This is a genomic window from Phytobacter sp. RSE-02 (assembly GCF_040578655.1).
GTDB lineage: Bacteria > Pseudomonadota > Gammaproteobacteria > Enterobacterales > Enterobacteriaceae > Phytobacter > Phytobacter diazotrophicus.
Map to the genome: position 1 here is coordinate 131,103 of NZ_JBEULY010000005.1, position 23,372 is coordinate 154,474.

At 56.3% G+C, this 23,372-nt stretch carries 24 protein-coding genes; 16 read left to right on the forward strand and 8 right to left on the reverse strand.

What is annotated here, in order from left to right; all coding sequences use genetic code 11:
* Nucleotides 1–2: 2 nt before the first annotated feature.
* Entirely contained in the window at nucleotides 3–1,373 is a 1,371-nt protein-coding gene (gene ftsY, locus ABU190_RS13035) for a signal recognition particle-docking protein FtsY (RefSeq protein ID WP_354691537.1), read from the reverse strand.
* Nucleotides 1,374–1,563: 190 nt separating this feature from the next.
* Between ftsY and rsmD the strand changes: the two genes are divergently transcribed.
* The 4 genes from rsmD to zntA all read left to right on the forward strand — a co-directional run bounded on the left by rsmD (nucleotide 1,564) and on the right by zntA (nucleotide 5,454).
* Nucleotides 1,564–2,166 (forward strand): 16S rRNA (guanine(966)-N(2))-methyltransferase, encoded by a 603-nt coding sequence (rsmD, locus tag ABU190_RS13040; protein ID WP_354691663.1) that lies wholly within the window; start codon nucleotides 1,564–1,566, stop codon nucleotides 2,164–2,166.
* On the forward strand, nucleotides 2,150–2,425 hold the full coding sequence (locus tag ABU190_RS13045) for a DUF1145 family protein (protein WP_041851330.1): 276 nt from the start codon (nucleotides 2,150–2,152) through the stop codon (nucleotides 2,423–2,425). Before rsmD ends, ABU190_RS13045 begins: the two co-directional genes overlap by 17 nt.
* 125 nt (nucleotides 2,426–2,550) lie before the next feature.
* Nucleotides 2,551–3,177: a lysoplasmalogenase gene (locus ABU190_RS13050; RefSeq protein WP_041851329.1), complete on the forward strand. Its 627-nt coding sequence runs from the start codon at nucleotides 2,551–2,553 to the stop codon at nucleotides 3,175–3,177.
* A gap of 75 nt (nucleotides 3,178–3,252) precedes the next feature.
* Nucleotides 3,253–5,454: a Zn(II)/Cd(II)/Pb(II) translocating P-type ATPase ZntA gene (zntA, locus tag ABU190_RS13055; protein WP_354691538.1), complete on the forward strand. Its 2,202-nt coding sequence runs from the start codon at nucleotides 3,253–3,255 to the stop codon at nucleotides 5,452–5,454.
* 515 nt (nucleotides 5,455–5,969) lie between these two features.
* Here zntA and ABU190_RS13060 read toward each other — a convergent pair.
* From ABU190_RS13060 to tusA, 4 genes are all read right to left on the reverse strand, one after another.
* Nucleotides 5,970–7,256 carry a TRAP transporter large permease gene (locus ABU190_RS13060; protein ID WP_354691539.1) on the reverse strand — a complete coding sequence of 429 codons (1,287 nt, stop codon included), beginning with the start codon at nucleotides 7,254–7,256 and terminating at the stop codon, nucleotides 5,970–5,972.
* A gap of 10 nt (nucleotides 7,257–7,266) precedes the next feature.
* Nucleotides 7,267–7,776, reverse strand: a complete 510-nt coding sequence (locus tag ABU190_RS13065; RefSeq protein ID WP_354691540.1) for a TRAP transporter small permease — start codon at nucleotides 7,774–7,776, stop codon at nucleotides 7,267–7,269.
* 23 nt (nucleotides 7,777–7,799) lie between these two features.
* Complete coding sequence (locus ABU190_RS13070) at nucleotides 7,800–8,783, reverse strand: TRAP transporter substrate-binding protein (protein ID WP_296440145.1); 984 nt, start codon at nucleotides 8,781–8,783, stop codon at nucleotides 7,800–7,802.
* A 186-nt stretch (nucleotides 8,784–8,969) separates the two neighbouring features.
* A complete protein-coding gene (tusA, locus tag ABU190_RS13075; RefSeq protein ID WP_041851324.1) occupies nucleotides 8,970–9,215 on the reverse strand; it encodes a sulfurtransferase TusA in 246 nt (81 codons plus the stop codon).
* A gap of 304 nt (nucleotides 9,216–9,519) precedes the next feature.
* Here tusA and ABU190_RS13080 point away from each other — a divergent pair, with 304 nt between their 5' ends.
* Both ABU190_RS13080 and ABU190_RS13085 read left to right on the forward strand, forming a co-directional pair.
* The gene (locus tag ABU190_RS13080; protein ID WP_041851323.1) at nucleotides 9,520–10,185 is read left to right on the forward strand and encodes a 7-cyano-7-deazaguanine/7-aminomethyl-7-deazaguanine transporter; all 666 of its coding nucleotides are present in this window, start codon (nucleotides 9,520–9,522) and stop codon (nucleotides 10,183–10,185) included.
* A 73-nt stretch (nucleotides 10,186–10,258) separates the two neighbouring features.
* Nucleotides 10,259–10,819 (forward strand): DcrB family lipoprotein, encoded by a 561-nt coding sequence (locus ABU190_RS13085; RefSeq protein ID WP_041851322.1) that lies wholly within the window; start codon nucleotides 10,259–10,261, stop codon nucleotides 10,817–10,819.
* Here ABU190_RS13085 and ABU190_RS13090 read toward each other — a convergent pair whose 3' ends face one another.
* Nucleotides 10,820–12,022: an MFS transporter gene (locus ABU190_RS13090; protein ID WP_354691541.1), complete on the reverse strand. Its 1,203-nt coding sequence runs from the start codon at nucleotides 12,020–12,022 to the stop codon at nucleotides 10,820–10,822.
* A gap of 145 nt (nucleotides 12,023–12,167) precedes the next feature.
* On the opposite strand from ABU190_RS13090, the gene ABU190_RS13095 reads away from it, so the two are divergent.
* A complete protein-coding gene (locus tag ABU190_RS13095) occupies nucleotides 12,168–13,217 on the forward strand; it encodes an AI-2E family transporter (protein ID WP_041851320.1) in 1,050 nt (349 codons plus the stop codon).
* A gap of 7 nt (nucleotides 13,218–13,224) precedes the next feature.
* Here the strand turns inward: ABU190_RS13095 and ABU190_RS13100 are convergent, their stop codons facing one another.
* Entirely contained in the window at nucleotides 13,225–13,731 is a 507-nt protein-coding gene (locus ABU190_RS13100; RefSeq protein WP_354691542.1) for a phenolic acid decarboxylase, read from the reverse strand.
* Nucleotides 13,732–13,830: 99 nt separating this feature from the next.
* Between ABU190_RS13100 and ABU190_RS13105 the strand changes: the two genes are divergently transcribed.
* The 7 genes from ABU190_RS13105 (at nucleotide 13,831) to nikR (ending at nucleotide 20,193) form a co-directional block, all read left to right on the forward strand.
* Entirely contained in the window at nucleotides 13,831–14,691 is an 861-nt protein-coding gene (locus ABU190_RS13105; RefSeq protein ID WP_354691543.1) for a LysR family transcriptional regulator, read from the forward strand.
* 170 nt (nucleotides 14,692–14,861) lie between these two features.
* Nucleotides 14,862–16,433 carry a nickel ABC transporter substrate-binding protein gene (gene nikA / locus ABU190_RS13110; RefSeq protein ID WP_354691544.1) on the forward strand — a complete coding sequence of 524 codons (1,572 nt, stop codon included), beginning with the start codon at nucleotides 14,862–14,864 and terminating at the stop codon, nucleotides 16,431–16,433.
* The gene (gene nikB / locus ABU190_RS13115) at nucleotides 16,433–17,377 is read left to right on the forward strand and encodes a nickel ABC transporter permease subunit NikB (RefSeq protein ID WP_041851316.1); all 945 of its coding nucleotides are present in this window, start codon (nucleotides 16,433–16,435) and stop codon (nucleotides 17,375–17,377) included. The genes nikA and nikB overlap by 1 nt, the downstream gene beginning before the upstream one ends.
* The gene (gene nikC, locus ABU190_RS13120; RefSeq protein ID WP_354691545.1) at nucleotides 17,374–18,207 is read left to right on the forward strand and encodes a nickel ABC transporter permease subunit NikC; all 834 of its coding nucleotides are present in this window, start codon (nucleotides 17,374–17,376) and stop codon (nucleotides 18,205–18,207) included. Before nikB ends, nikC begins: the two co-directional genes overlap by 4 nt.
* A complete protein-coding gene (nikD, locus tag ABU190_RS13125; RefSeq protein ID WP_079496987.1) occupies nucleotides 18,207–18,971 on the forward strand; it encodes a nickel import ATP-binding protein NikD in 765 nt (254 codons plus the stop codon). Before nikC ends, nikD begins: the two co-directional genes overlap by 1 nt.
* Nucleotides 18,968–19,756, forward strand: a complete 789-nt coding sequence (gene nikE / locus ABU190_RS13130; RefSeq protein ID WP_354691546.1) for a nickel import ATP-binding protein NikE — start codon at nucleotides 18,968–18,970, stop codon at nucleotides 19,754–19,756. Before nikD ends, nikE begins: the two co-directional genes overlap by 4 nt.
* Nucleotides 19,744–20,193, forward strand: coding sequence for a nickel-responsive transcriptional regulator NikR (gene nikR, locus ABU190_RS13135; protein ID WP_354691547.1), 450 nt, complete (start codon nucleotides 19,744–19,746; stop codon nucleotides 20,191–20,193). Before nikE ends, nikR begins: the two co-directional genes overlap by 13 nt.
* Here nikR and ABU190_RS13140 read toward each other — a convergent pair.
* Nucleotides 20,141–21,247 carry an iron-containing alcohol dehydrogenase family protein gene (locus ABU190_RS13140; RefSeq protein ID WP_354691548.1) on the reverse strand — a complete coding sequence of 369 codons (1,107 nt, stop codon included), beginning with the start codon at nucleotides 21,245–21,247 and terminating at the stop codon, nucleotides 20,141–20,143. The two genes, nikR and ABU190_RS13140, sit on opposite strands and share 53 nt — an antisense overlap.
* 227 nt (nucleotides 21,248–21,474) lie before the next feature.
* On the opposite strand from ABU190_RS13140, the gene purB reads away from it, so the two are divergent.
* Both purB and ABU190_RS13150 read left to right on the forward strand, forming a co-directional pair.
* Nucleotides 21,475–22,842, forward strand: coding sequence for an adenylosuccinate lyase (purB, locus tag ABU190_RS13145; RefSeq protein ID WP_169038719.1), 1,368 nt, complete (start codon nucleotides 21,475–21,477; stop codon nucleotides 22,840–22,842).
* Entirely contained in the window at nucleotides 22,839–23,366 is a 528-nt protein-coding gene (locus tag ABU190_RS13150; protein WP_103278431.1) for a GNAT family N-acetyltransferase, read from the forward strand. The genes purB and ABU190_RS13150 overlap by 4 nt, the downstream gene beginning before the upstream one ends.
* The last annotated feature ends 6 nt before the right edge of the window (nucleotides 23,367–23,372 follow it).

Consider the following 23,372-nt stretch of genomic DNA (forward strand, 5'->3'; position numbering starts at 1 on the left):
TGTTAATCCTCTCGGGCAAAAAGTGCCTCTATAAAATCGCCCGCGTTAAACGGACGTAGATCCTCAATACGTTCGCCGACCCCGATGTAGCGGATAGGAATGCCAAACTGATCCGCTACCGAGAAAATCACACCGCCCTTCGCCGTACCGTCCAGCTTGGTAAGGGTGATACCCGTCAGGCCAACGGCTTCATGGAACAGTTTGGCCTGGCTTATCGCATTCTGCCCGGTACTGGCATCGATGGTCAGCATCACCTCATGCGGTGCGTCTTCGTCCAGCTTTTTCATCACGCGGACGATCTTTTTCAACTCTTCCATCAGGTGCGCTTTATTCTGCAAGCGCCCGGCGGTATCGGCGATGAGCACATCCACATGACGCGCTTTGGCGGCCTGGATGGCATCGAAAATCACCGAGGCGGAGTCGGCCCCCGTATGCTGGGCGATAACCGGAATATTGTTACGCTGCCCCCACACCTGCAACTGCTCAACCGCCGCAGCACGGAAGGTGTCGCCAGCCGCCAGCATCACCGATTTACCCTGTTGTTCAAACTGACGCGCCAGTTTACCAATGGTGGTCGTTTTACCCACCCCATTGACGCCAACCATCAGAATAACAAACGGTGTTTTGCCTTCAACATTCAGCGGTTCATCAACTTTGGCAAGGATGTCACCCATCTCTTCTTTGAGCAAACCATACAGTGCCTCGGCATCACGCAGTTGTTTGCGCGACGCGCCTTCCGTCAGACTCGTAATGATTTTACGGGTGGTTTCTACCCCGACGTCGGCAATCAGTAACTGCTCTTCCAGCTCTTCAAAGAGATCATCGTCGATTTTTTTGCCACGGAACAGACTGATAAATCCGGAACCGAGATTCTCTTTGGTTTTCAGCAGGCTGCGTTTGAGTCGCGCGAAGAAACCCTCTTTAGTCGGCTTCTCTTGTTCAACAACGGTCTCTTCCACAACCTCTTCTGCAGGTTCGTCAACCGGCACCACCACCAGCGCTTCCTCAGCCGCGTCCGCAGCCAGAGCCTGGGCTTCCAGCTCTTCATCGCTGATCGGCGCATCTTCGTCGACAGGCTCCTGCTCCGGCTGCCACTCTTGCGCGGCACCTTCCGGTTCGCTCACCTCTTCCGGCAGCGGCAGTTCTTCGCGCGCCACGACCTCAGGTTGTGGTTCCTCTTCTACTGGCTGTGGCTTTTCGCTTTCAACCAGTTTTTCAGTAACCTCAACGACCTCTTCTGCAAAGGTTTCGCTCTCTTCCTGGGTATGCGGCGGCTGCGTTTCGGCTGCCTGCTCCACTTCTTTTTCTTTTACCTGATCTTTTTGCCCAAAGCCCAGCCAGGAAAAAAAGCCACGTTTCTTCTCATCTGCCATTTGCGACTACACTCCTCGCGGTTTATTCATGGCGCAGCCCGTACTGGCGCAACAGGGCTGAAAAATAGGGTTAATTAGAGAGATAGTCTATCACTTTCCTTAACTCGCATCACCGCCTGCGGATTAAGGTTTCGCGCCGCGCCGGGCGCCGCTAGAATAGCAGGCCGAAATGATGAGCTAAGCGATGACCATGAAGAAACCCAATCGGGCCGCCACCGGCCAGATACGTATTATTGGTGGGCAATGGCGGGGACGCAAACTCCCGGTGCCGGACAGCCCCGGATTGCGCCCGACAACTGACCGTGTGCGCGAAACCCTATTTAACTGGCTGGCGCCGTCCATGGTCGACGCGCGTTGTCTCGACTGCTTTGCCGGCAGCGGCGCGCTGGGCTTAGAGGCCTTGTCACGCTACGCCGCCAGCGCCACACTGCTAGAAATGGAACGCGGGGTCGCCCAGCAATTGCAGCAAAACCTGGCGACATTAAAAGCCGCCAACGGCAAAGTGGTCACCGGGAATACCCTGGCCTGGCTGGCTCAAAGCGGCACGCCGCATGATATCGTGTTTGTCGATCCGCCGTTTCGCAAAGGGATGCTCGAAGAGACCTTAACCCTGCTGGAAAACAACGGCTGGCTGGCCAATGGCGCGCTAATCTATGTCGAAAGTGAAGTAGAGAATGGCCTGCCGCTGGTGCCTGCAAGCTGGAATTTGCACCGGGAGAAAGTCGCGGGTCAGGTCGCCTACCGCTTATATCAGCGTGAATCACAAGGAGAGGAAAATGAGCATACTGATTAATCTGGGACGGCTGTTAATGCTCTTTGTCTGGGCTTTTTTACTGCTGAACCTGTTTTCCCCGTTTCCTAAGCCGCTCAATATTTTCGTCAACGTGGCGCTGTTTTTCACCGTGTTTATGCACGCCATTCAGGCGACGATGATGAAAAAAACGCTGCCGAAAGACGGTCCGCAAATGACACGGTTCGAAGAGTTTCGCATCTTTGTCTTTGGCGTTTTTGAGCTGCTTATCTGGCTGAAAAAACTGAAAGCAAAAAAATAAATGGCACATTTTTAAGATTCCCCTGTCTTCCGTAACATTGTCATTCACCTGCTACGACCACTAAACTCATTAGTAGAGCCGTGGGCATGGTGCTCGCGATACAATAACGGATTCAGGGACTTATTATGCTTTGGTCATTTATTGCTGTCTGTTTTTCCGCCTGGCTGTATGTTGACGCTTCCTACCGTGGGCCTGTCTGGCAGCGTTGGGTATTTAAACCTGTCACGCTGCTGCTGCTGTTATTACTGGCCTGGCAAGCCCCGATGTTTGATGCCATCAGCTACCTTGTGCTTGCCGGGCTGTGCGCCTCGCTGATTGGCGATGCGCTAACCCTACTGCCGCGCCAGCAACTGCTCTACGCCATTGGCGCCTTCTTCCTCGCCCACCTGCTTTACACCATCTATTTTGCCACGCAGATGTCGCTCTCCTTCTTCTGGCCGTTGCCGGTGGTGCTGCTGATCGTTGGCGCCCTGCTGATTGCGGTGATTTGGTCGCGCCTGGAAGAGCTGCGTTTGCCCGTTTGCACATTTATCGCCATGACGCTGGTGATGGTCTGGCTGGCCGGTGAGCTGTGGTTCTTCCGTCCCACCAGCCCGGCGCTCTCTGCCTTTGTTGGCGCGGCGCTGCTGCTAATCAGCAACGTTGTCTGGCTGGGTAGCCATTACCGTCGCCGCTTCCGTGCCGATAACGCGATTTCCGCAGCCTGCTACTTTGCCGGGCACTTCCTGATCGTGCGTTCGCTGTACATTTAAAACGCTTGACTCTGGAGTCGACTCCAGAGTGTATCCTCCGGTTAATGAGAAAATTATCATTCACCGGAGGATGCCATGACACCCCTCGATAATAAAAAACCCCCGCAGTTTGCGGCCATGAAACTTCGCCCATTGGCGGAGAAAACCGCGCTCTGCACGTGCGACATCCCCTGTGAAACGCCTGAGGCGCCCCTCGAAAGCGCCAACGGCGAACGTTATAGCTGGCTGGTGACAGGGATGGACTGCGCAGCCTGCGCCCGTAAGGTGGAAAATGCCGTCCGCCAGATAGCCCGGGTTAATCAGGTGCAGGTCGCCTTTGCCACCGAAAAACTCACGGTGATTGCCGATAACGATATCCGCAAGCAGGTAGAAAAAGCCGTGCAACAGGCCGGGTACGCCGTGCAGGATGAAAACGCCCCCAAAGCGGCTGCGCCGTCGCGCTGGCAGGAAAATATGCCGCTTCTGATCCTGATTGTGCTGATGGGTATCAGTTGGCTGCTGGAGCAGTTTAACCATCCGCTGGGCCAGACGGCCTTTATCGTGACGACCCTGGTGGGGCTCTTTCCCATTGCGCGCCAGGCATTGCGCCTGATGCGCAGCGGTAGCTGGTTTGCTATTGAAACCCTGATGAGCGTTGCCGCTATCGGTGCGCTGTTTATCGGTGCGACGGCAGAAGCCGTCATGGTGCTGCTGCTGTTCCTGGTGGGCGAACGGCTTGAAGGTTGGGCGGCCAGTCGCGCACGAAAAGGGGTGAGCGCGCTGATGGCGCTAAAACCCGATACCGCCACACGCATCCACAAGGGGGAGCGGCAGACCGTTAGTGCTCAGGCATTGCGCCCCGGCGATGTTATCGAGGTCCCGGCTGGCGGGCGTTTACCGGCTGATGGCAAGCTTTTAACGCCGTTCGCCAGCTTTGATGAAAGCGCATTAACCGGTGAATCCCTGCCCGTCGAGCACAGCAACGGCGAGAGTATTCCTGCGGGGGCGACAAGCGTTGACAGACTGGTGACGCTGGAAGTGGTTTCCCGCCCCGGTGAAAGTGCCATTGATCGTATCCTCAAGCTGATAGAAGAAGCCGAGGAGCGCCGCGCGCCTATTGAGCGCTTTATCGATCGCTTTAGCCGGATTTATACCCCGGTGATTATGGTCATCGCCCTGCTGGTCGCCGTGCTGCCGCCCCTACTGTTCGCGGCAAACTGGCTGGCGTGGATCTACAAAGGGCTGACGTTGCTGCTGATCGGTTGCCCGTGCGCGCTGGTTATCTCAACGCCTGCCGCCATTACCTCAGGCCTGGCAGCGGCGGCACGTCATGGGGCGCTGATTAAAGGCGGCGCAGCGCTGGAACAACTCGGTCGTATTCAGCATGTGGCGTTTGATAAAACCGGCACATTGACCGTCGGTAAACCGCAGGTTGTCGGCGTGTATCCACTTGCCGGGGTTAATGAAGAGACACTGCTGACATTGAGTGCTGCCGTGGAGCAGGGGTCGACCCATCCACTGGCGCAGGCTATTGTGCAGGAAGCCCTGACGCGCAAACGGGTGCTGCCGCTGGCTACCGAACAGCGCACCCTGACAGGTAAAGGTATTGAAGCGCAGGTGGAGGGCCAGCACATCCGCCTGAGCGCGCCGGATAAGCTGCCGCCAGAGGCGCTGGATGCGGCGCTATTGGCGGATATCAATGCCCGCGAAAGCCAGGGGGAAACGGTGATCGTCGCCCTGTGTAATGGCGTCGCTATTGGCTCCCTGTCGCTGCGCGACACCCTGCGAGAGGATGCGCGGGAAGCCATCGCCGCACTGCGTAATCTGGACGTGGAGGGGGTGATGTTAACGGGTGACAACCCGCGTGCCGCTGCCGCCATTGCCGGAGAGTTGCAGATGGACTTCCGCGCCGGGCTATTACCCGAAGATAAAGTGAGCGCAGTCACCTTGCTCAATAAGGATGCTCCGCTGGCGATGATTGGTGACGGCATTAACGATGCCCCGGCGATGAAAGCCGCGACGATAGGCATTGCGATGGGCAGCGGGACGGACGTGGCGCTGGAAACCGCCGATGCGGCGTTAACCCATAACCGCCTCACCGGACTGGCGCAGATGATTCATCTTGCCCGCGCCACACAGGCCAATATCCGGCAGAACATTGCTATCGCTCTGGGGCTGAAAGCGATTTTCCTGGTAACAACATTGCTGGGGATAACGGGCCTGTGGCTGGCGGTACTGGCAGATACCGGCGCGACGGTATTGGTAACCGCCAACGCACTGCGTTTATTACGCAAATAAAAAAATCACGGATGTCGCTTCGCTAACCCGGGCTACCACCGGTTTTCTCCCTCTCCCCTGGGGAGAGGGTTGGGGTGAGGGGAATATGCGGCTCGGAAAGTGGGTTCCGTTCACCTTATGTTCATGGCGAAATGTCACCTCCGGACACGTGAACGGGTAAAGGGGAACACCGCGTTCCCCTTTACAATCCCCGCGGCCCCGCAAAAAATCGGTGCTTCGCACTGCGTTCGCCTCCCGCCCCGCTGCCTGCGGTCGGTTTGACTCGACGGCCTGTCTCGACAAACCTCAGTCCGCCATCCCTGGCGGCCTGACCTTGCCATCGGGTCTTCGTCTCACCGATTTCAGCGGGGACTCAACCCCCTCGCTGCACGCTCTGCGCCAGGGGGGCACAAAGATGTCGCTGTGGTTGTCATGCGGGAAAACGAGTCAGCCATGGCTAACAAGGTTGAAGACGTTCACAGTATCTACTCTTTTACCGTAGCCCGGGTAAGGCATCAGCCGCACCCGGGAAGTTTTTACTGCATTCCCAGCACGCCTGGCAGCCAGAGAGATATCGCCGGAATATAGGTCACCATCCCCAGCACAATCAGCAGCATCGCATAAAACGGCAGCATCGCTTTCACCACCGTTTCAATCTTCTGCTTACTCACCGCACTGGCGACGAACAACACCGATCCCACCGGTGGAGTAATCAATCCGATCCCGAGGTTGACCATCATGATCATGCCAAAATGTACCGGATCGATTCCCAGCGCATTCGTTACCGGCAATAGCACTGGTGTCAGGATCAAGATGATCGGTGCCATATCCATTAAGGTGCCAATCAACAACAGCATGATATTCAGATACATCAGAATCACGTATTTGTTATCTGACAACGACGTGAAAAATTCGGTGATGCGCACCGGAAGCTGCATATAGGTCATGACCGCGCCAAAAGCAGCCGCAAACCCGATAAGAATCATAACGATGGTGACCGTCTTCACGGTACGACACATCAGCTTCGGCAGTTCACGCCACTTATAGTCACGGTAAATGAACATGGTGACGAAGAAGGCCCACAGACAGGCAACAGCGGCAGACTCCGTTGCGGTAAAAATCCCGGAGAGAATCCCGCCGAGAATAATCACCACCGTCATCAGTCCCCATAACGCATCAATAAACGTCCTGATGGCCTGCTTAAAAGGAATGCGCTCCCCTTTCGGGTAACCGCGTTTGTGGGCAAAACCCAGACACAAAATCATCAGGCACAGGCCCAGCAGTAAACCCGGCAGCACGCCGGCGATAAACAGCGACGCGATGGATACCGTGCCTCCTGCCGCCAGCGAGTAAATAACGGAGTTATGGCTGGGTGGGATCAAAATCGCCTGTACCGATCCGCTGGCAGTGACCGCCGCCGCATACTCGCGCGGGTAGCCCTTCTTTTCCATTTCCGGGATCATCACGCTACCGATGGAGGCGGTATCCGCCACCGAGGAGCCGGAAATCGCGCCAAAAAAGGTCGATGCGACAATGTTCACCAGAGACAACCCGCCGCGAATGAACCCGACAAACAGATAGGCAAAATTGACCAGCCGCCGCGCGATGCCGCCCTCCGCCATGATCGCTCCCGCCAGAATAAAAAACGGAATCGCCAGCAGCGTGAATTTGTTCACCCCGCTGGTTATCTGGATCATCAGCGCTTCCAGCGGAAGATCTATCCACAGCGCGCCGGCAACGGCACTCAACCCGACGGCAAACGCCACCGGCATACCCAGCGCCAGCAGAATGGCGAGGGTGAATAACAATACAAATGCGTCCATTGTTCACCCCTTACCCATGGTTGCCAATCATTACGACCGGGCGGTTTTCCTGCGAGCCGAACAACAACCGTTCGAGCACAAACAGGATCAGAATGGCCGAACCTATCGGCAACGGCAGATAACTTTCGCCTGAGGTCAGCAGGGGAAACTCCGCCACAGGTTGTTCCCACAGCTCAACGCACAGCCAGTAGCTATACCAGCACATGATGAGAGAGATGAGCAGCATCAACAGATCGACAAGCCGCGCGCATACCACCTTTAGCGTGTCAGGCAGACGATCCGTGAGCATGTTAACCGCAATGTGGGAACCAGCGCGGTACCCCACCGCCGCGCCAATGAACGTAAAAGTGACCATACAGATGATGGCAATGGGTTCCGGCCATGACTCTCCGCGATTCAATACGTAACGCGAGAAAATGCCAATCGGAATAACAATCGTCATCACCAGCAGTGATATACCGGCCACCGTCATAGCAAGCAGGTACAGGCGATCCATCCACTTTAAGTAGAGTTCTGACATACGTTCTCCGCAGAAAAGTGGGGTTATTTGACGTCAGCGATAGCGTTCATCAGATCCTGATGCTTATCGCCATACTGGGCGCGCACCGGCTCTGTCGCTTTGATAAACACCGATTTATCAATGTCATGAAATTGCACGCCGCCCGCTTTCATTTTATCCAGCGCCTGCTGGGTATAGGCTTCCCAGAGTTTGCGCTGTTCGAACTGTGCTTCACGCGCCAGGGTGAGGATTTTTTTCTGATCATCGGCGCTGAGTTTGTCCCATTTCACTTTCGAGTAGAGCAGCATTTCAGGGGTGATAAAGTGACCGCTGAGGGTATAGTTTTTGGCAACCGGCATATAGTTATGGGCGATAAACGTCGGCGGGTTATTTTCCGCGCCATCAATCACCCCCGTTTGCATGCCGCTATAGACCTCGCTCACCCCCATCGCCACCGAGTTAGCGCCCATCTGTTTTAACGTTGCCAGAGCGACGGGGCTGCCCTGCACGCGAATTTTCATGCCGTTCAGATCTTCGGGCTTAACCACAGGTTTTTTAGTGATGAGATTGCGCGTGCCGGAGTCCATCCAGCCCAGAAATACCAGTCGGGATTTCGGATTGGCCGTCAGCTTATCGCCAATCTGTTTACCGATATCGCCATCAATGACCTTATGCATATGGTCTTCATCGCGGAAGACATACGGCAGGGTGAAGACTTCAATATCCGGGAGAATAGCGGCGACGGGTGCCATCGAGACACGAATCATGTCGATAGCGCCCATTTGCGCCTGCTCGATCATCTGTTTTTCATCACCCAAAACACCGCCGGGAAAGACTTTAATCTCCAGCTTGCCGTCCGTTTGTTGTTTGAGTTTTTCACCCATGTTCTGCACGGCAACAATATTGGGATAGCCTTCCGGATGCACATCGGCAGCTTTGATCGTCTGCGCATTAACGGCAGATACAGATAACAGTGACACGGTGGACAGGCACAACGCGGCCAGCAACGGCTTGAAAGTCGTTTTCATCGGGTCTTCTCCAGGGTAGTGAAAGGTAAATGTTAAAACAATGTTTTATTTTTACGCTTAAAAACTAGACTACCGCTGGAAAAGCGAGGGTGAAGCGCCTCACAAAAAGCGCTAAAAAATGAAACGGCGGTTTAAATTGGTGGCAAGGATCGCAAACTGCGTAAAAACGCGGCCTGTAATGGGGAGTTATTGCCCTTTACGCACCAGATAGCGATACGGCAGCGATTGCGTCTCATGGGCCACCAGTTCGTGTTCCATAAAGCGGCAGAACCCCGGAATGTCACGGGTGGTCGCCGGATCGTCAGCAATCACCAGCAGGGTTTCACCCGGCAGCATATTGCGTACGGTTTTGCGCACCATCATCACCGGCTCAGGGCAACGCAGCCCCAGCGCGTCAAGAGTATGGTCGGCGGTAGTAAAGAGGTCGGTCATTTTCGTCTCACACGGGAAAAAACGGCATTAGTTTACGCTGCCCATTTTGTGACGCAAGCCAGGTTAACGATTGCGTTAAAAATAACCATTGCATCGGCGTAATGTTGCAGTATCATTCTGCGGCTTTGCACAGTATCAACACGCGCTATTGGCGCAGCCGTTTTATTAAGGCCAGCGCACAGGCACCCCGGCGTACACCGAGTACGTGAGGATGACGAGCACTGCCGATGTGAAAATGGCAAGAAAAATAGCGTGTTACATGTTTATTGGGTTCCCTCACCCCAAACACTAAAAAGGTCACAATATGACGCAGTTTTCACAAACTCAGCGCATGAAAGCGCTGTTCTGGCTATCCCTTTTTCACCTGCTGGTGATCACCTCCAGTAACTATCTGGTACAGCTACCGGTTAACATTTTCGGCTTCCATACCACCTGGGGCGCATTCAGTTTCCCGTTTATTTTCCTGGCGACAGATTTAACCGTGCGTATTTTTGGCGCGCCGCTCGCCCGACGGATTATTTTCGCCGTGATGGTACCTGCGCTGGTTATCTCCTACGGCATCTCTTCCCTGTTTTACATGGGAAGCTGGCAAGGCTTTGAAGCACTGACCCATTTCAACCTGTTCGTCGCCCGTATCGCCACCGCCAGCTTTATGGCTTACGCGCTGGGGCAGATCCTCGACGTGCATGTCTTTAACCGCCTGCGTCAGAACAAACGCTGGTGGCTGGCGCCTGCGGCCTCAACCGTGTTCGGTAACGCCAGCGACACCCTCGCCTTTTTCTTCATCGCCTTCTGGCACAGCCCGGACCCGTTTATGGCCGAACACTGGATGGAAATCGCCCTGGTGGATTACGCCTTTAAGGTCATTATCAGCATCGCCTTCTTCCTGCCGATGTACGGTGTGTTGTTGAATATGCTGTTGAAAAGACTGGCAGACAAATCTGAAATATCAGCGTTACAGGCCAGTTAAGAGTACGCGATGCCAGTTGTGGTAAGATGGCCCGCATGAGCCGTTATGGCTGTTTATCGAAAGGAAGAAGTCAATGCGCAATCTGGTTAAATATGTCGGTATTGGCCTGCTGGTCATGGGTCTGGCGGCCTGCGACAACAGCGACAGCAAAAAAACACCCGCTCAGGGGGCATCCGCAGAAAGCAACGCAACCGGGCAACCGGTAACGCTGCTTGATGGCAAACTCAGCTTCTCGCTGCCCGCAGACATGACCGATCAGAGCGGTAAACTGGGTACGCAGTCTAATAACATGCACGTTTACTCTGACTCAACCGGTCAGAAAGCGGTGATTGTGATTGTAGGCGACGACACTCAGGAAGGGCTGGATACGCTGGCAAAACGTCTGGAAGACCAACAGCGCAACCGCGACCCGCAGTTGCAGGTCGTGACCAACAAATCTATCGAGCTGAAAGGCCAGAAAATGCAGCAGCTCGACAGCATCATCTCTGCCAAAGGTCAAACGGCCTGGTCTACCGTAGTGCTGGGTAAAGTGGATAACAAACTGCTGACTTTGCAGGTGACGCTGCCGGCAGATAACCAGCAGCAGGCGCAGACCGCAGCGGAAAACATTGTTAACACCCTGGTCATCAAGTAATCAGGAAGCGGCCTCCAGCGGAGGCCGTTTTTTTAGCCGCCACGTCAGCACGAACGCTCCCGCTACCAGCACCGCCGTCAGCAGATACACCATCGATACTCCCGACCAGGCCATCAACAGCCCGGCAAGCGGCCCGGTAATTCCCAGCGACATATCCATAAACACCGTGTAGGTGCCCAGCGCCGCGCCCTGATTGTGCTGCGGCACCGCTTTGACCGCCACCACCCCCAGCGCAGGGAAGACCAGCGAGAAGCCTGCCCCGGTCAGAAATACCCCGATTTTTGCCACCAGCGGAGCATCGGCGATGCCCACCAGAATCAGGCCGGCCACTTCCACCGCCAGGCTTATCATCGCCACATTCAGGCCGCCCAGGCGGTTGATGCTGTTCGGAAACACCAGCCGCGAACCCACGAACGCCAGGCTAAACAGCGTCAGGGCGAAGGCCGCGCCATCCCACCCTTTCGCGTCATAAAAGAAGGTGATAAAGGTGGCAATAACCCCAAAACCAGCCGTACCCAGCGCCAGCCCCATCCCATAAACCCAGACATAGCCGAGCACCGCACGAAATGGCAGTGGTTTACCTTTGCTGGCTTTTACTGCCGCACGCGGCAACGCGCAGGCAATCGCAATAAACGCCACCACCATAATGAACCCGCCCAGCCCGCTCAGTCCGGCGTAGTTGTAGCAAATGACGCCAAGCGGCGCCCCCAGCGCCATTGCGCCATAGGTCGCGATACCATTCCAGGAAATAACACGGGCAATATGCAGTGAACCGACCACTCCCACGCCCCAGAGCATCGACCCGGTCCCGGCGAAGCTTTGCCCGACACCGAGAATAATGCGCCCGACGCAGAGCAGCACCAGGCTGACCAGCGGCGAGCCACTTTGCAGATCCGCCAGCAGATACCCCAGCCCACAAATAAACGCGCCGCAGAGACCAAACACCACCACTTTTTTCGGGCCGAGCATATCGGCGTAGCGTCCGGCGTGCGGACGACTGATAAGGGTGGCGAAGTATTGCAGGCTAATGACCAGCCCTGCCCAGAAGGCGCTATAGCCCAGCGTTTCATGGACATAGCCGGGCAAAACTGCCAGCGGCAAACCTATCGTGAGGTAACTTGCGAAGTTGAAGATAACGACGGAGAGAATCCGCAGATTAAGACGTAATCCGCTTAGCGCCGGTTCAGCGGCTTGTTCGGGCATGGGGGGTCACCAGATTTTCACAACGATATTTCACTATTACCACGTCATGGCCTGAAAATCAGCATGGAGATTAAGAATATGTGCCTCGGGCGAAGCGTCTGTCAGTGGCTACACTTATCGGGCGGTATAGAAAAAGGAATTGCCCATGACACAGCCCCAACCCGATCGTGCGGGTTTACACATTCTGCTTAAACTGGCCTCACTGGTCATTATTCTGGCCGGTATTCATGCCGCTGCCGATATCATTGTTCAACTGTTACTGGCGCTCTTTTTCGCCATTGTGCTTAATCCGCTGGTGACCTGGTTTATTCGCCGGGGCGTGAAACGGCCTGTCGCCATCGCCATTGTGGTACTGGTGATGCTTGTCTTCCTGACCGCGCTGATTGGCGTGCTGGCCGCCTCGGTGAATGAGTTCATGACGATGCTGCCGAAATACAATCGGGAGTTCACGCGTAAATTCCTCCAGCTTCAGGATGCGCTCCCTTTCCTGCACCTGCATGTTTCGCCAGAACGGATGCTGCAACGAATGGATTCCGAGCGCGTAATGAGTTTTGCCACGACAATGATGACGCAACTGTCTAACGCAATGGCGAGCATCGTTTTACTGGTAATGACCATGGTGTTCATGCTTTTCGAAGTGCGTCATGTGCCCTATAAAATGCGTTTCGCGCTGAATAACCCTCAGATTCATATCGCCGGATTGCACCGCGCACTTAAGGGCGTCTCTCACTATCTGGCGTTAAAAACGCTGCTCAGTCTGTGGACGGGGGTGATCGTCTGGGCGGGGCTGGCCATTATGGACATCCAGTTTGCGCTCATGTGGGGGGTACTGGCGTTTCTGCTTAATTACGTGCCGAATATCGGATCGGTGCTTTCGGCCATCCCACCGATGGTGCAGGCGCTGCTCTTTAACGGCCCGTATGAGTGGCTGCTGGTCGGCGGCCTGTTTCTCGTCGTACACATGGTTATCGGCAATATTCTGGAACCACGCATGATGGGTCACCGACTCGGTATGTCGACACTGGTGGTCTTTCTTTCGTTATTGATTTGGGGGTGGTTGCTCGGTCCGGTGGGGATGCTGCTCTCTGTGCCGCTCACCAGCGTCTGTAAAATATGGATGGAAACCACCACCGGCGGGAGCAAACTGGCCATTATGCTTGGCCCAGGCAGGCCGAAAAACCGCCTGCCCGGCTAACCCTGCGTTAGCGCAGGTTGTCAGGGAAATCCGCCGGAAGCTCACTGGCCGCGCAGGCGATGACGCTGTCATTGTCTGCGCCGCAGTCGCGCACAAAGGTAATAGTCGCAAACTCATCAATCACCTCGGTCGGATAGGCCGGGCCCGCCGTACGATAGGATTCCATCAGCGGAATATGATCGTTCTGGAAGCACACGGTTTTTTCCGGATTGTTGATCACCCAGCGAGGGAAGAAGATCGTGCCATGGAACAGGCGATCGCCGAGGTTGACGATCAAACTCACGTCAGTACCGGTCGGCTCGGTCCAGGAGATTTTATAAATGCTCTCACCAACGCGTACAATGTAAGCCTGCTGGTTTTTCACCCAACGGTTTGCCACGATACCGCTATGAATACGGTAGTCCAGCGTGGTCTCGTTTTTGACATAAATCTCGTAGTTCCAGCCGTTATCGTAGGTATAAACCAGATGTTTGCCGACGAAACCACTCAGATCATGTTTATCAAAGCTGCTCATAATTGTTCTCCTCTTAAGTGATGAGAAGATCGTACCGCTTCAAAAAATGAATGAATAACGCTATGTTTGAATTAAATTCATTCATTTTTTAGATGAGTCATGCATAAAACCACCCTCGAACAATGGTCGCTGCTGCAAAAAGTGGTGGAGCTGGGCAGTTTTGCGAAGGCCGCCGAAGAGACCCACCGTAGTCAGTCATCCGTGAGCTACAACCTGGCGCTCTTGCAGGAGCGTCTGGGCGTAGCACTGCTGGTACAGGAAGGCCGCCGTGCGGTGCTCACCCCCTCCGGCGAACTGTTACTTAACCAGGTAAAACCGCTGCTGAAAGCGTTCGACTACGTTGAAACGCGGGCGGCCACACTGCGCAACGGCCAGCGTACCCGGCTCGACCTGGTCGTAGACAGCATCTTTCCCCGCTCACGGCTGTTTGCCATTTTGCGCCAGTTCCAGCAGCGCTATCCGCAAACTCAGGTGCATCTGACCGAAGTCCTCGAAAACGCCTCCGTGGAGCGCCCCGCCTATGCCGAAGCCGACGTAATGGTGCTGACCCGTCGCCAGGACCTGACCGGGCGCGGCGAATGGCTGATGAATATTGATTTTGTCGCTGTCGCCCACCGGGATCATCCATTGTGCGCCGAAACCGCGATTACTGAGGATGTCCTCACCGCCTGGCCGTTAATTCGCATCGCCGACCGGGAAAATCGCCTGCCGCAGGAGAGCGGTGAGTCATGGACTTTTTCTACCATCGATGCCGCCGTGGAAGCGGTGCAGTATCAGGTGGGTTACGGCTGGCTGCCGGAGGAGCGCATCGGGTCTCTGCTAGCCAGCGGCGTGCTGAAAATCCTGCCGCTCAGCCACGGTTCACGCCGCGCCACGCCGCTGCATTTGATTGTGAAAAAGGATCTGATGCCGCTCGATGAGCAGGTGGACACGCTGCTGCAACTGTTTAAGGGGCAGTAATTAAAGATAGGGAGTTTACTGTCGGCGGAAGGGTTCCGCTGACCAGTCCCCTTCGCTCGCTTCACGATCTCCACACTTTTATCATGCCTTTTTGATCCCGCGCACCGCATTCGTATGATGAATCAATAAAATCGTCATACTCCTTTTGTGGCAGATTTTCAGGGAAAACCATGTCGTCCTTTCGCTCTCTTAGTGCGTTACTGCTGGCCTGTACTGCGTTTTTTGCCCAGGCTTCATCCCCTCAGGAATTGACCACCGCATGGCCGGTCAACGTAGGACCGCTTAATCCGCATCTCTATACGCCAAACCAAATGTTCGCCCAAAGCATGGTCTACGAGCCGCTGGTAAAATATCAGGCCGATGGCACGGTAAAACCCTGGCTGGCTAAAAGCTGGACCTCCTCTGAGGATGGTAAAACCTGGGTCTTTACGCTGCGTACGGATGTCACGTTCTCCAACGGCGAGCCATTTAACGCCCAGGCCGCGGTGGAAAACTTCCGTGCGGTGCTCGATAACCGCCAGCGTCATGCCTGGCTTGAGCTCGCCAACCAGATAACTGATGTGAAAGCGCTTAGCGACAACGAACTGCAAATCACCCTGAAAAGCGCCTATTACCCGTTCCTGCAGGAGCTTGCCCTGCCCCGCCCGTTCCGCTTTATCGCCCCCTCCCAGTTTAAAAACCACGAGACCATGAACGGCATCGAGGCCCCGATTGGCACCGGGCCGTGGGTATTGCAGACATCGCGCCTGAATCAGTACGACGTGATGGTGCGTAACGAACACTACTGGGGCGAAAAACCGGCATTGAGCAAAATCACCATCAAAGTGATCCCGGATCCAACCAGCCGCGCGGTGGCCTTTGAAACTGGCGATCTCGATCTGTTGTACGGCAACGAAGGGCTACTGCCGCTCGATACCTTTTCCCGGTTTAGCCAGAACCCGGCGTTACGCACCCAGCTTTCCGCCCCGGTCGAAACGGTGATGCTGGCGCTGAACTCCGCCAAAGCGCCGACCAATGAGCAGGCCGTCCGTGAAGCGCTCAACTACGCGGTCGATAAAAAGACGCTGATTGATAGCGCGCTGTACGGCACCCAGAAAGTAGCCGACACGCTGTTCGCCCCCACCGTGCCATACGCCAATATTGGTCTGAAAGCGCGTGAATACTCCCCGGCAAAAGCCCGCGCGCTGCTGGACGCTGACGGCTGGAAACTGCCGGATGGCAAAACGATCCGTGAAAAAGCGGGGCAGCCGCTGCATGTCGAACTTGCGTTTATCGGCACCGATGCGATGAGCAAATCAATGGCCGAAATTATCCAGGCTAACCTGCGCGATATCGGCGTGGACACGGCACTTGTGGGCGAGGAAGAGAGCAGTATTTATGCCCGCCAGCGCGACGGCCGTTTCGGCATGATTTTCAACCGCACCTGGGGTGCGCCTTATGATCCGCATGCCTTCTTAAGCTCCATGCGCGTCCCCTCTCACGCCGATTACCAGGCGCAGCTTGGCCTGCCGGATAAGGCGCAGATCGACAAAGAAATTGGCGAGGTGCTGACGACACGCGATGAAACTGAGCGCCAGGCGCTTTATCGCGACATCCTGACCCGCCTGCACGACGAAGCGGTCTATCTGCCCATCAGCTACGTCTCAACGCTGGTGGTGGCGAAGCCTGAACTGGGCGTCATTCCTTTCGCCCCTATCGCCAGCGATATTCCTTTTGAACACATTACCCCGGTGAAACCCTGATGCTGCGCTATGTCATTCGCCGTTTGTTACTGCTTATCCCGATGATCTTCGCCGCGTCGGTGGTCATCTTCCTGCTGCTACGCATGGGGGCGGGCGACCCGGCGCTGGATTACCTTCGCCTGTCGAACCTGCCGCCTACGCAGGAGATGGTGGCCTCAACGCGCATCATGCTGGGGCTGGATAAACCCCTGCCGCAGCAGTATCTGCACTGGCTGTGGCAGGCGCTGCATCTCGATTTCGGTATCTCGTATGCGACCCAGCGCCCGGTGCTGGAGGATGTTCTGCACTTCCTGCCCGCCACATTACAACTGGCGGGCGCCGCGTTGATATTAATTTTGCTCACCTCCGTACCGCTGGGCATTTGGGCTGCACGCCACCGCAACAGCCTGCCAGACTATATCGTGCGTCTGATTGCCTTTCTTGGCGTATCGATGCCCAACTTCTGGCTGGCCTTTCTGCTGGTGATGTTCTTTTCGGTCTATCTGCAATGGCTACCGGCAATGGGTTACGGCGGCTGGCAACATATCCTGCTGCCCGCCGTGTCGATTGCCTTTATGTCACTGGCGATCAACGCGCGCCTGTTGCGCGCCAGTATGCTGGAGGCCGCCGGACAGCGGCACGTCATCTGGGCGCGGCTGCGCGGATTGAGTGAAAAGCAGACCGAGCGTCAGCATATTTTGCGTAACGCGTCGCTGCCGGTGATCACCGCCCTCGGTATGCACGTGGGTGAACTGATTGGCGGTACGATGATTATCGAAAGCATCTTTGCCTGGCCGGGCATTGGCCGCTATGCCGTGTCGGCCATCTTCAACCGTGACTACCCGGTGATCCAGTGTTTTACGCTGGTGATGGTCATCGTATTCGCTCTGTGTAACCTGTTGGTAGATGTGCTCAGCGCCGCGCTCGACCCACGGATTCGTCACCATGAAGGAGCGCACGCATGAATTTTCTGCGTTCTGCCCGCTGGTCGGTGCGCTTTGCCGTACTGATTCTGGCGCTGCTGTTGGTCATCGCTGTGACCTGCCAGTGGTGGCTGCCCTATGATCCGCAGGCGATTAACTTGCCTGCCCGCCTGTTACCCCCCGGTAGCGAACACTGGCTGGGTACCGACCATCTGGGGCGCGATATTTTCTCCCGGCTGCTGAGCGCCACCCGCGTCTCCTTAGGGTCGGTCATGGCCTGTCTTCTGCTGGTGCTGACGCTGGGGTTGACGCTCGGCGGCTGCGCGGGGCTGGCCGGTGGCCGCATCGACCAGGCGATCATGCGCGTCGCGGATGTCTTTATGACCTTCCCCACCTCTATCCTGTCGTTCTTTATGGTCGGCGTATTGGGAACCGGGCTGACGAATGTGATTATCGCCATCGCCCTCTCCCACTGGGCCTGGTACGCCCGCATGGTACGCAGCCTGGTTCTCTCTCTGCGTAGCCGCGAGTACATTCTGGCTGCCCGCCTGAGCGGGGCGAGCTATACGCAGGTGTTTATCGATCATCTGGCAGGTGCCGTGGTGCCTTCGCTGCTGGTGCTGGCGACGCTGGATATCGGCCACATGATGCTGCACGTGGCGGGGATGTCGTTCCTGGGGCTGGGCGTCAGCGCCCCCACCGCCGAATGGGGGGTGATGATTAACGATGCCCGTCAGTATATCTGGACGCAACCGCTGCAAATGCTGTGGCCGGGGCTGGCGCTGTTTGTCAGCGTGATGGCCTTTAATATGGTGGGCGATGCCCTGCGCGACCGCCTCGATCCACATCTGCAAACGGAGCATGCCCACTGATGCCTGCGCAACTTGAACTGCGAAATTTCACCCTTGAGGCGCAGCGTCCCCTCACCCATGACGTCTCACTCACCCTTCAACGCGGGCGCGTGCTGGCGCTGGTCGGCGGAAGCGGCAGCGGGAAATCGCTGACCTGTGCCGCCGCGCTCGGCGTATTGCCTGCGGGTGTGCGGCAAACGGCGGGCACGCTGCTGGCAGATGGTCAGCCCATCTCACCGCAGGCGCTGCGTGGGCTTAAGGTGGCGACCATTATGCAAAACCCGCGCAGTGCCTTTAACCCACTGCGGACCATGGCGGCGCACGCCAGGGAAACCTGCCGGGCGCTGGGCAAACCGGCGGATGACGCCACGCTTATCGCCGCCCTGGGCGACGTTGGGCTGGAGGCGCCGGAACGGGTACTGACGCTCTACCCGTTTGAGATGAGTGGCGGCATGTTGCAGCGCATGATGATCGCAATGGCGCTGCTCAGTGATGCGGCCTTTATTGTCGCCGATGAACCCACAACAGACCTCGACGCCGTGGCGCAGGCCAAAATTCTCGATCTGCTCGAACGTCTCTTACAAACCCGCCACTGCGGCATGTTGCTGGTTACCCATGATATGGGCGTAGTGGCGCGGCTCGCCGACGACGTGGCGGTGATGGAGGCAGGGCGTATTGTCGAGCAGGGCAGTGTCGATGTGCTGTTTCGCACCCCGCGACATCCGGTGACACGCAATCTGGTGGCGGCGCATCTGGCGCTGTACGGGATGGAACTTAACCAATGAATTTACTCACGATGTCTAACGTCACCCACCGCTATCACGCCCACCCGGTGCTGGAGAATATCTCCCTTTCGATCAACAGTGGGGAAAGCCTTGCGCTGTTAGGGCGTAGCGGGTGTGGCAAAAGCACGCTGGCACGCCTGCTGGTTGGGCTGGAAAGGCCCGTCAGCGGTGAAATCAGTTGGCAGGGAACCCCGCTGTCCCGCATGTCCGGGGCGATGAAAAAAGACTTCCGCCGGGATATTCAACTGGTCTTTCAGGACGCCATCAGCGCCGCCAACCCCCGCAAAACGGTGCGCGACATTCTTGCCGAACCGTTGCGCCATCTGTTCAGCTTAAGCAAAACGGAACAGCGCGCCCGCATCGAACAGTTGATGCGTGATGTGGAACTGGAAATCAGCCTGCTTGACCAGCGCCCACCGCAACTGAGCGGCGGGCAGTTACAGCGCGTCTGCCTGGCCCGCGCGCTGGCGACCCGCCCGACGCTGCTCATCCTTGATGAGGCCGTGTCCAGCCTGGACCTGGTCTTGCAGGCAGGTATCATTCGCCTGCTGAAAAAACTGCAACAGCACTCGGGCATCGCCTGCCTGTTTATCACCCACGATTTACGTCTGGTGGAGCGTTTTTGCCAGCGCGTGGTGGTGATGGAGAACGGCCATATCAGCGAAGATATTGCCGTCACCCACCCCTTACGCTTTACCTCTCTGGCCGGACAGGCGCTGCAACAGGCCGTCTTGCCCGCCTATCCCAAAACCCGAACGCCAGGAATACTGCCATGCAACGCGTAACCGTTACTCTTGATGATGACCTGCTTGCTACTCTCGACGAGCTGAGCCAGCGCCGTGGCTATCACAATCGCTCCGAAGCGCTGCGGGATATTTTACGCGACGCACTCACCCAGCAAGCGGCCTGCGAGCAGGACACACGGGGCTATGCGGTGCTGTCCTATGTGTATGAACATGAAAAGCGCGATCTGGCGAGCCGCATTGTCGCCACGCAGCACCACCATCATGACCTCTCCGTCGCCACGTTACATGTGCATATCAACCATGACGACTGCCTGGAGATCGCCGTCCTGAAAGGTAAAATGGGCGATGTGCAGCAATTTGCCGATAGTGTCATCGCCCAGCGCGGTGTACGCCATGGCCATCTTCAGTGCGTTACGGATGACACTACCCCGCCAGATCACGGGCATACGCACGGGTTGAAACATATTGTTCTGTAAGACGCAGCGCCTGCTCAATACGCGTGGGTTCGAGTGTGAACGGTAAATGTTCCAGAGCATCACGCGGGAAGGGAATACTGCGCGCCACCGCCTGGATGACCGCCAGGCGGATCTCTTTCAGCGGTGCCAGGGTTAGCGGCATCTCATACTGACGCAGCAGCGCCAGTAACACCGGATCAGGCTGGCTATTTTCATTTTCCAGAATGGATTGCACCAGCAGACTGAATCCCACACGTTCACCGTGTAGCCATTGACGCAAAGCCGGCTCCTGGGTAAGCCGGTTATGGATCGCATGCGCCACACCCGGCGTGGGGATTTCGCCGCGCACGCTGTTTGCCATACCGGCCACGGCAATATTGGCGTCAATAACGTTGATCAGCGCATCCGACACCACCTGAGCTTTATTATCGCGAATAGCCTGTTGACCGTGTTTTTCATAAATTTCGACGGCCAGACGCGCGTTTTGCACTTTTAATTGCAGCCCCAGATTATCGGGGTTTTTCTGCAAATAAGGGCGAAACTCGTACCATTTCGCCAGCGCATCGACGATGCCCGCCTTTAAATAACGCACATCGCTGCGGGCAATAACTTCGCTGTCCACCAGCACCAGGCGCGGCAGAGTGCGTAAAGCCTGGCTACTGATCTGCGCGCCTTCGTCCGTATAGAACACCGACAAAGGCGACCAGGCCGCACAGGTCGCTGCCAGCGTTGGAATGGTGATGGATTCGCCGCCCTCAAGGGTATCGGCGACGGCTTTGGCGGTATCCAGAACGCGCCCGCCGCCCACGCCGACAATAAACTGCACCCCCAGTTTTTTTGCCCGCTGCACATAGTGGGCAACGCTATCTTCGGTACAGTAACCGGTCATGATCTCCGTCTGCCAGCGGATACCGCTGGCGCGTAAGCTCTCTTCAAGCCCAGGGTTGACCTGCGCCCATGCCTTTACGCTGGTAATTATCAAAATATGCTGGGTAAGCGGCGCAATATATTTTCCTGCGTCATGACGAATACCAGACTGGTGAAACCAGGTCTGCGGAGTTTTTATCGCAAGCATTGGCATGTCCATGTGTGCGCGAATTATTTCGCTTTATCTCACCATGCTACAAAAATAAAAATTAAAAACAATAATCTCTATTTCTTCTATTTTCATATCGATAGAAGAATATTGGATAAGGCAATAAATACCTTGCCCCGCGATATATCCATCAATGAAGATACTTGCAGAAAATAGTGGTTCCCATTATTTCAATTTTCCCTTTCACCGACAGGCAAACGAAAAAAATGGCATCGCATCCTATCGATTTTGTAATTATTGGCAATAACTTCGCCACGCCGGAAATGCGTGCCGTCTGGTCGGAAGAAAATCGGCTTCATCAACAGGTGGCGGTCGAAGTTGCACTGGCTCAGGCCCAGGGCGAACTGGGGGTGATCCCGCAAGAGGCTGCCGAAGAAATCCTTCGCCGTGCTCAGCCAGAAAAACTGCTGCTAAGCGATATTGCCGCGCAGGCCGGATTGATGAAACACTCCTTTATGCCCACGCTGAGCGCATTGCAACAACAGTGCGGCCCGGCAGGGGAATATCTGCATTACGGTGCCACCACACAGGACATCGTCGACACCGCCACCATTTTGCAGTTGCGCCAGGCATTGACCATTATTCGTCGTGACACCCTGGGCGTTACCCGCGCGTTGCGCCAGTTGTCAGCGCGCCATCAGCACACCCTGATGGTTGGCCGCACGCATGGTATGCAGGCACTGCCGACCACCTTTGGTTTTAAAACCGCCGTCTGGCTGGATGAATTTTTGCGCCACCTGACACGCCTCGGTGAAATCACGCCACGCGTGCTCACCGGTAATATCAACGGCGCGATTGGCACCAATGCCGCGCTGGGCGCACAGGGCCCGGAAGTAGAGCGCAGAGCGCTGAGTCTGCTCGGGCTGAACAGTCCGACCATTGGCTGGCAGTCCGCCCGCGACAGGTTGAGCGAATTCGCGTCGGTAGCGGTGCTGATTAGCGGTTCACTGGGCAAAATCGGCAATGAACTTTATAACCTGATGCGCAGCGAAATTGGCGAAGTGGAAGAGCCGTTCAGCAAAGGTAAAATCGGCTCCACGACCATGCCGCATAAACGCAACCCGGCGGCCATCGAAGGGCTGGCAAGCCTGACGCCGCCGATTCGCAAAAGCGCGGCGCTAATCTACGAATCCATGCACGTTGAACATGAGCGCGACGCAATGAGCTGGCGCGCCGAGTGGCTGGCCCTGCCGGAAATCTGCCTCTATCTCTCCGCCCAGTTGCAAAATGCCCAGGGTATCCTGAGCGGGCTGACGGTGAATGAAGCGAAAATGCGTGCCAATCTGGATATTCAGGCCGGGCTGCTGCTGTCTGAAAAAGTGATGTTTGAGGCGGGCAAGACCCTCGGCAAGCAGACCGCTCATCATCTGGTCTACACCTGTGCCATGACGGCCTTTGAAACCGGACGTGACTTTAAGAGCGTGCTGGCGGAAACCCCGGCGTTTGCCAGTGCCTTCTCAAGCGCAGATCTGGATGCCTGGTTTGACCCTGCACGCTACCTCGGTAGCGCTGTGGAAAAGGTGTCAGATGTGCTGCGCGCCGCCGATGCTGCGCTGGAGCAGGCGTCGGTATGACCGAAAAATATCGTCAGCTCACCCTGGCCGATAGCGATGCCTATCTCGAACTCATGCTCGCCGCCTATGCCCCCTCGCTGGCGTTAGGTGTCCATTTCGATGCGGCCACCGCCACACCCGAGAAGGTCGAACGGCACCTGCGACAGCACGGCGTGTACGGCCTGTTTATTGAGGATGAACTGGCCGCGTCCGTCACCCTGCGATACCCGTGGGGGCCGCTCCCCGGTCCCTTTGGTTTGCCGCACATTGGCTGGTTCGGTGCGCACCCGCGCTTTCGTGGTCAACAGCGGGGACAGCAAATTTATGACTGGGTGGAAACCCATATCGTGCGCGACATGCTGCACGCCCCCGCGATTTCGCTAGGTACGGCTATCCACCATCCGTGGCTGATTGAGATGTATCAACACTGGGGCTTTACGCCGCAGCACAAAGCGGATCTGGGGAAAGGCCATATCACCCTGTTTATGAAAAAGATCCTTGATGAGGCAGCCCACACAAGCTGGCTCGCCCGCCAAACACCCTAATGAGTA

Bases quoted from the DNA above. Each gene is read 5' to 3' on its own strand.
- ftsY (WP_354691537.1), bottom strand. From the start codon at position 1,373: ATGGCAGATGAGAAGAAACGTGGCTTTTTTTCCTGGCTGGGCTTTGGG.
- rsmD (WP_354691663.1), top strand. From the start codon at position 1,564: ATGAAGAAACCCAATCGGGCCGCCACCGGCCAGATACGTATTATTGGT.
- ABU190_RS13045 (WP_041851330.1), top strand. From the start codon at position 2,150: ATGAGCATACTGATTAATCTGGGACGGCTGTTAATGCTCTTTGTCTGG.
- ABU190_RS13050 (WP_041851329.1), top strand. From the start codon at position 2,551: ATGCTTTGGTCATTTATTGCTGTCTGTTTTTCCGCCTGGCTGTATGTT.
- zntA (WP_354691538.1), top strand. From the start codon at position 3,253: ATGACACCCCTCGATAATAAAAAACCCCCGCAGTTTGCGGCCATGAAA.
- ABU190_RS13060 (WP_354691539.1), bottom strand. From the start codon at position 7,256: ATGGACGCATTTGTATTGTTATTCACCCTCGCCATTCTGCTGGCGCTG.
- ABU190_RS13065 (WP_354691540.1), bottom strand. From the start codon at position 7,776: ATGTCAGAACTCTACTTAAAGTGGATGGATCGCCTGTACCTGCTTGCT.
- ABU190_RS13070 (WP_296440145.1), bottom strand. From the start codon at position 8,783: ATGAAAACGACTTTCAAGCCGTTGCTGGCCGCGTTGTGCCTGTCCACC.
- tusA (WP_041851324.1), bottom strand. From the start codon at position 9,215: ATGACCGACCTCTTTACTACCGCCGACCATACTCTTGACGCGCTGGGG.
- ABU190_RS13080 (WP_041851323.1), top strand. From the start codon at position 9,520: ATGACGCAGTTTTCACAAACTCAGCGCATGAAAGCGCTGTTCTGGCTA.
- ABU190_RS13085 (WP_041851322.1), top strand. From the start codon at position 10,259: ATGCGCAATCTGGTTAAATATGTCGGTATTGGCCTGCTGGTCATGGGT.
- ABU190_RS13090 (WP_354691541.1), bottom strand. From the start codon at position 12,022: ATGCCCGAACAAGCCGCTGAACCGGCGCTAAGCGGATTACGTCTTAAT.
- ABU190_RS13095 (WP_041851320.1), top strand. From the start codon at position 12,168: ATGACACAGCCCCAACCCGATCGTGCGGGTTTACACATTCTGCTTAAA.
- ABU190_RS13100 (WP_354691542.1), bottom strand. From the start codon at position 13,731: ATGAGCAGCTTTGATAAACATGATCTGAGTGGTTTCGTCGGCAAACAT.
- ABU190_RS13105 (WP_354691543.1), top strand. From the start codon at position 13,831: ATGCATAAAACCACCCTCGAACAATGGTCGCTGCTGCAAAAAGTGGTG.
- nikA (WP_354691544.1), top strand. From the start codon at position 14,862: ATGTCGTCCTTTCGCTCTCTTAGTGCGTTACTGCTGGCCTGTACTGCG.
- nikB (WP_041851316.1), top strand. From the start codon at position 16,433: ATGCTGCGCTATGTCATTCGCCGTTTGTTACTGCTTATCCCGATGATC.
- nikC (WP_354691545.1), top strand. From the start codon at position 17,374: ATGAATTTTCTGCGTTCTGCCCGCTGGTCGGTGCGCTTTGCCGTACTG.
- nikD (WP_079496987.1), top strand. From the start codon at position 18,207: ATGCCTGCGCAACTTGAACTGCGAAATTTCACCCTTGAGGCGCAGCGT.
- nikE (WP_354691546.1), top strand. From the start codon at position 18,968: ATGAATTTACTCACGATGTCTAACGTCACCCACCGCTATCACGCCCAC.
- nikR (WP_354691547.1), top strand. From the start codon at position 19,744: ATGCAACGCGTAACCGTTACTCTTGATGATGACCTGCTTGCTACTCTC.
- ABU190_RS13140 (WP_354691548.1), bottom strand. From the start codon at position 21,247: ATGCTTGCGATAAAAACTCCGCAGACCTGGTTTCACCAGTCTGGTATT.
- purB (WP_169038719.1), top strand. From the start codon at position 21,475: ATGGCATCGCATCCTATCGATTTTGTAATTATTGGCAATAACTTCGCC.
- ABU190_RS13150 (WP_103278431.1), top strand. From the start codon at position 22,839: ATGACCGAAAAATATCGTCAGCTCACCCTGGCCGATAGCGATGCCTAT.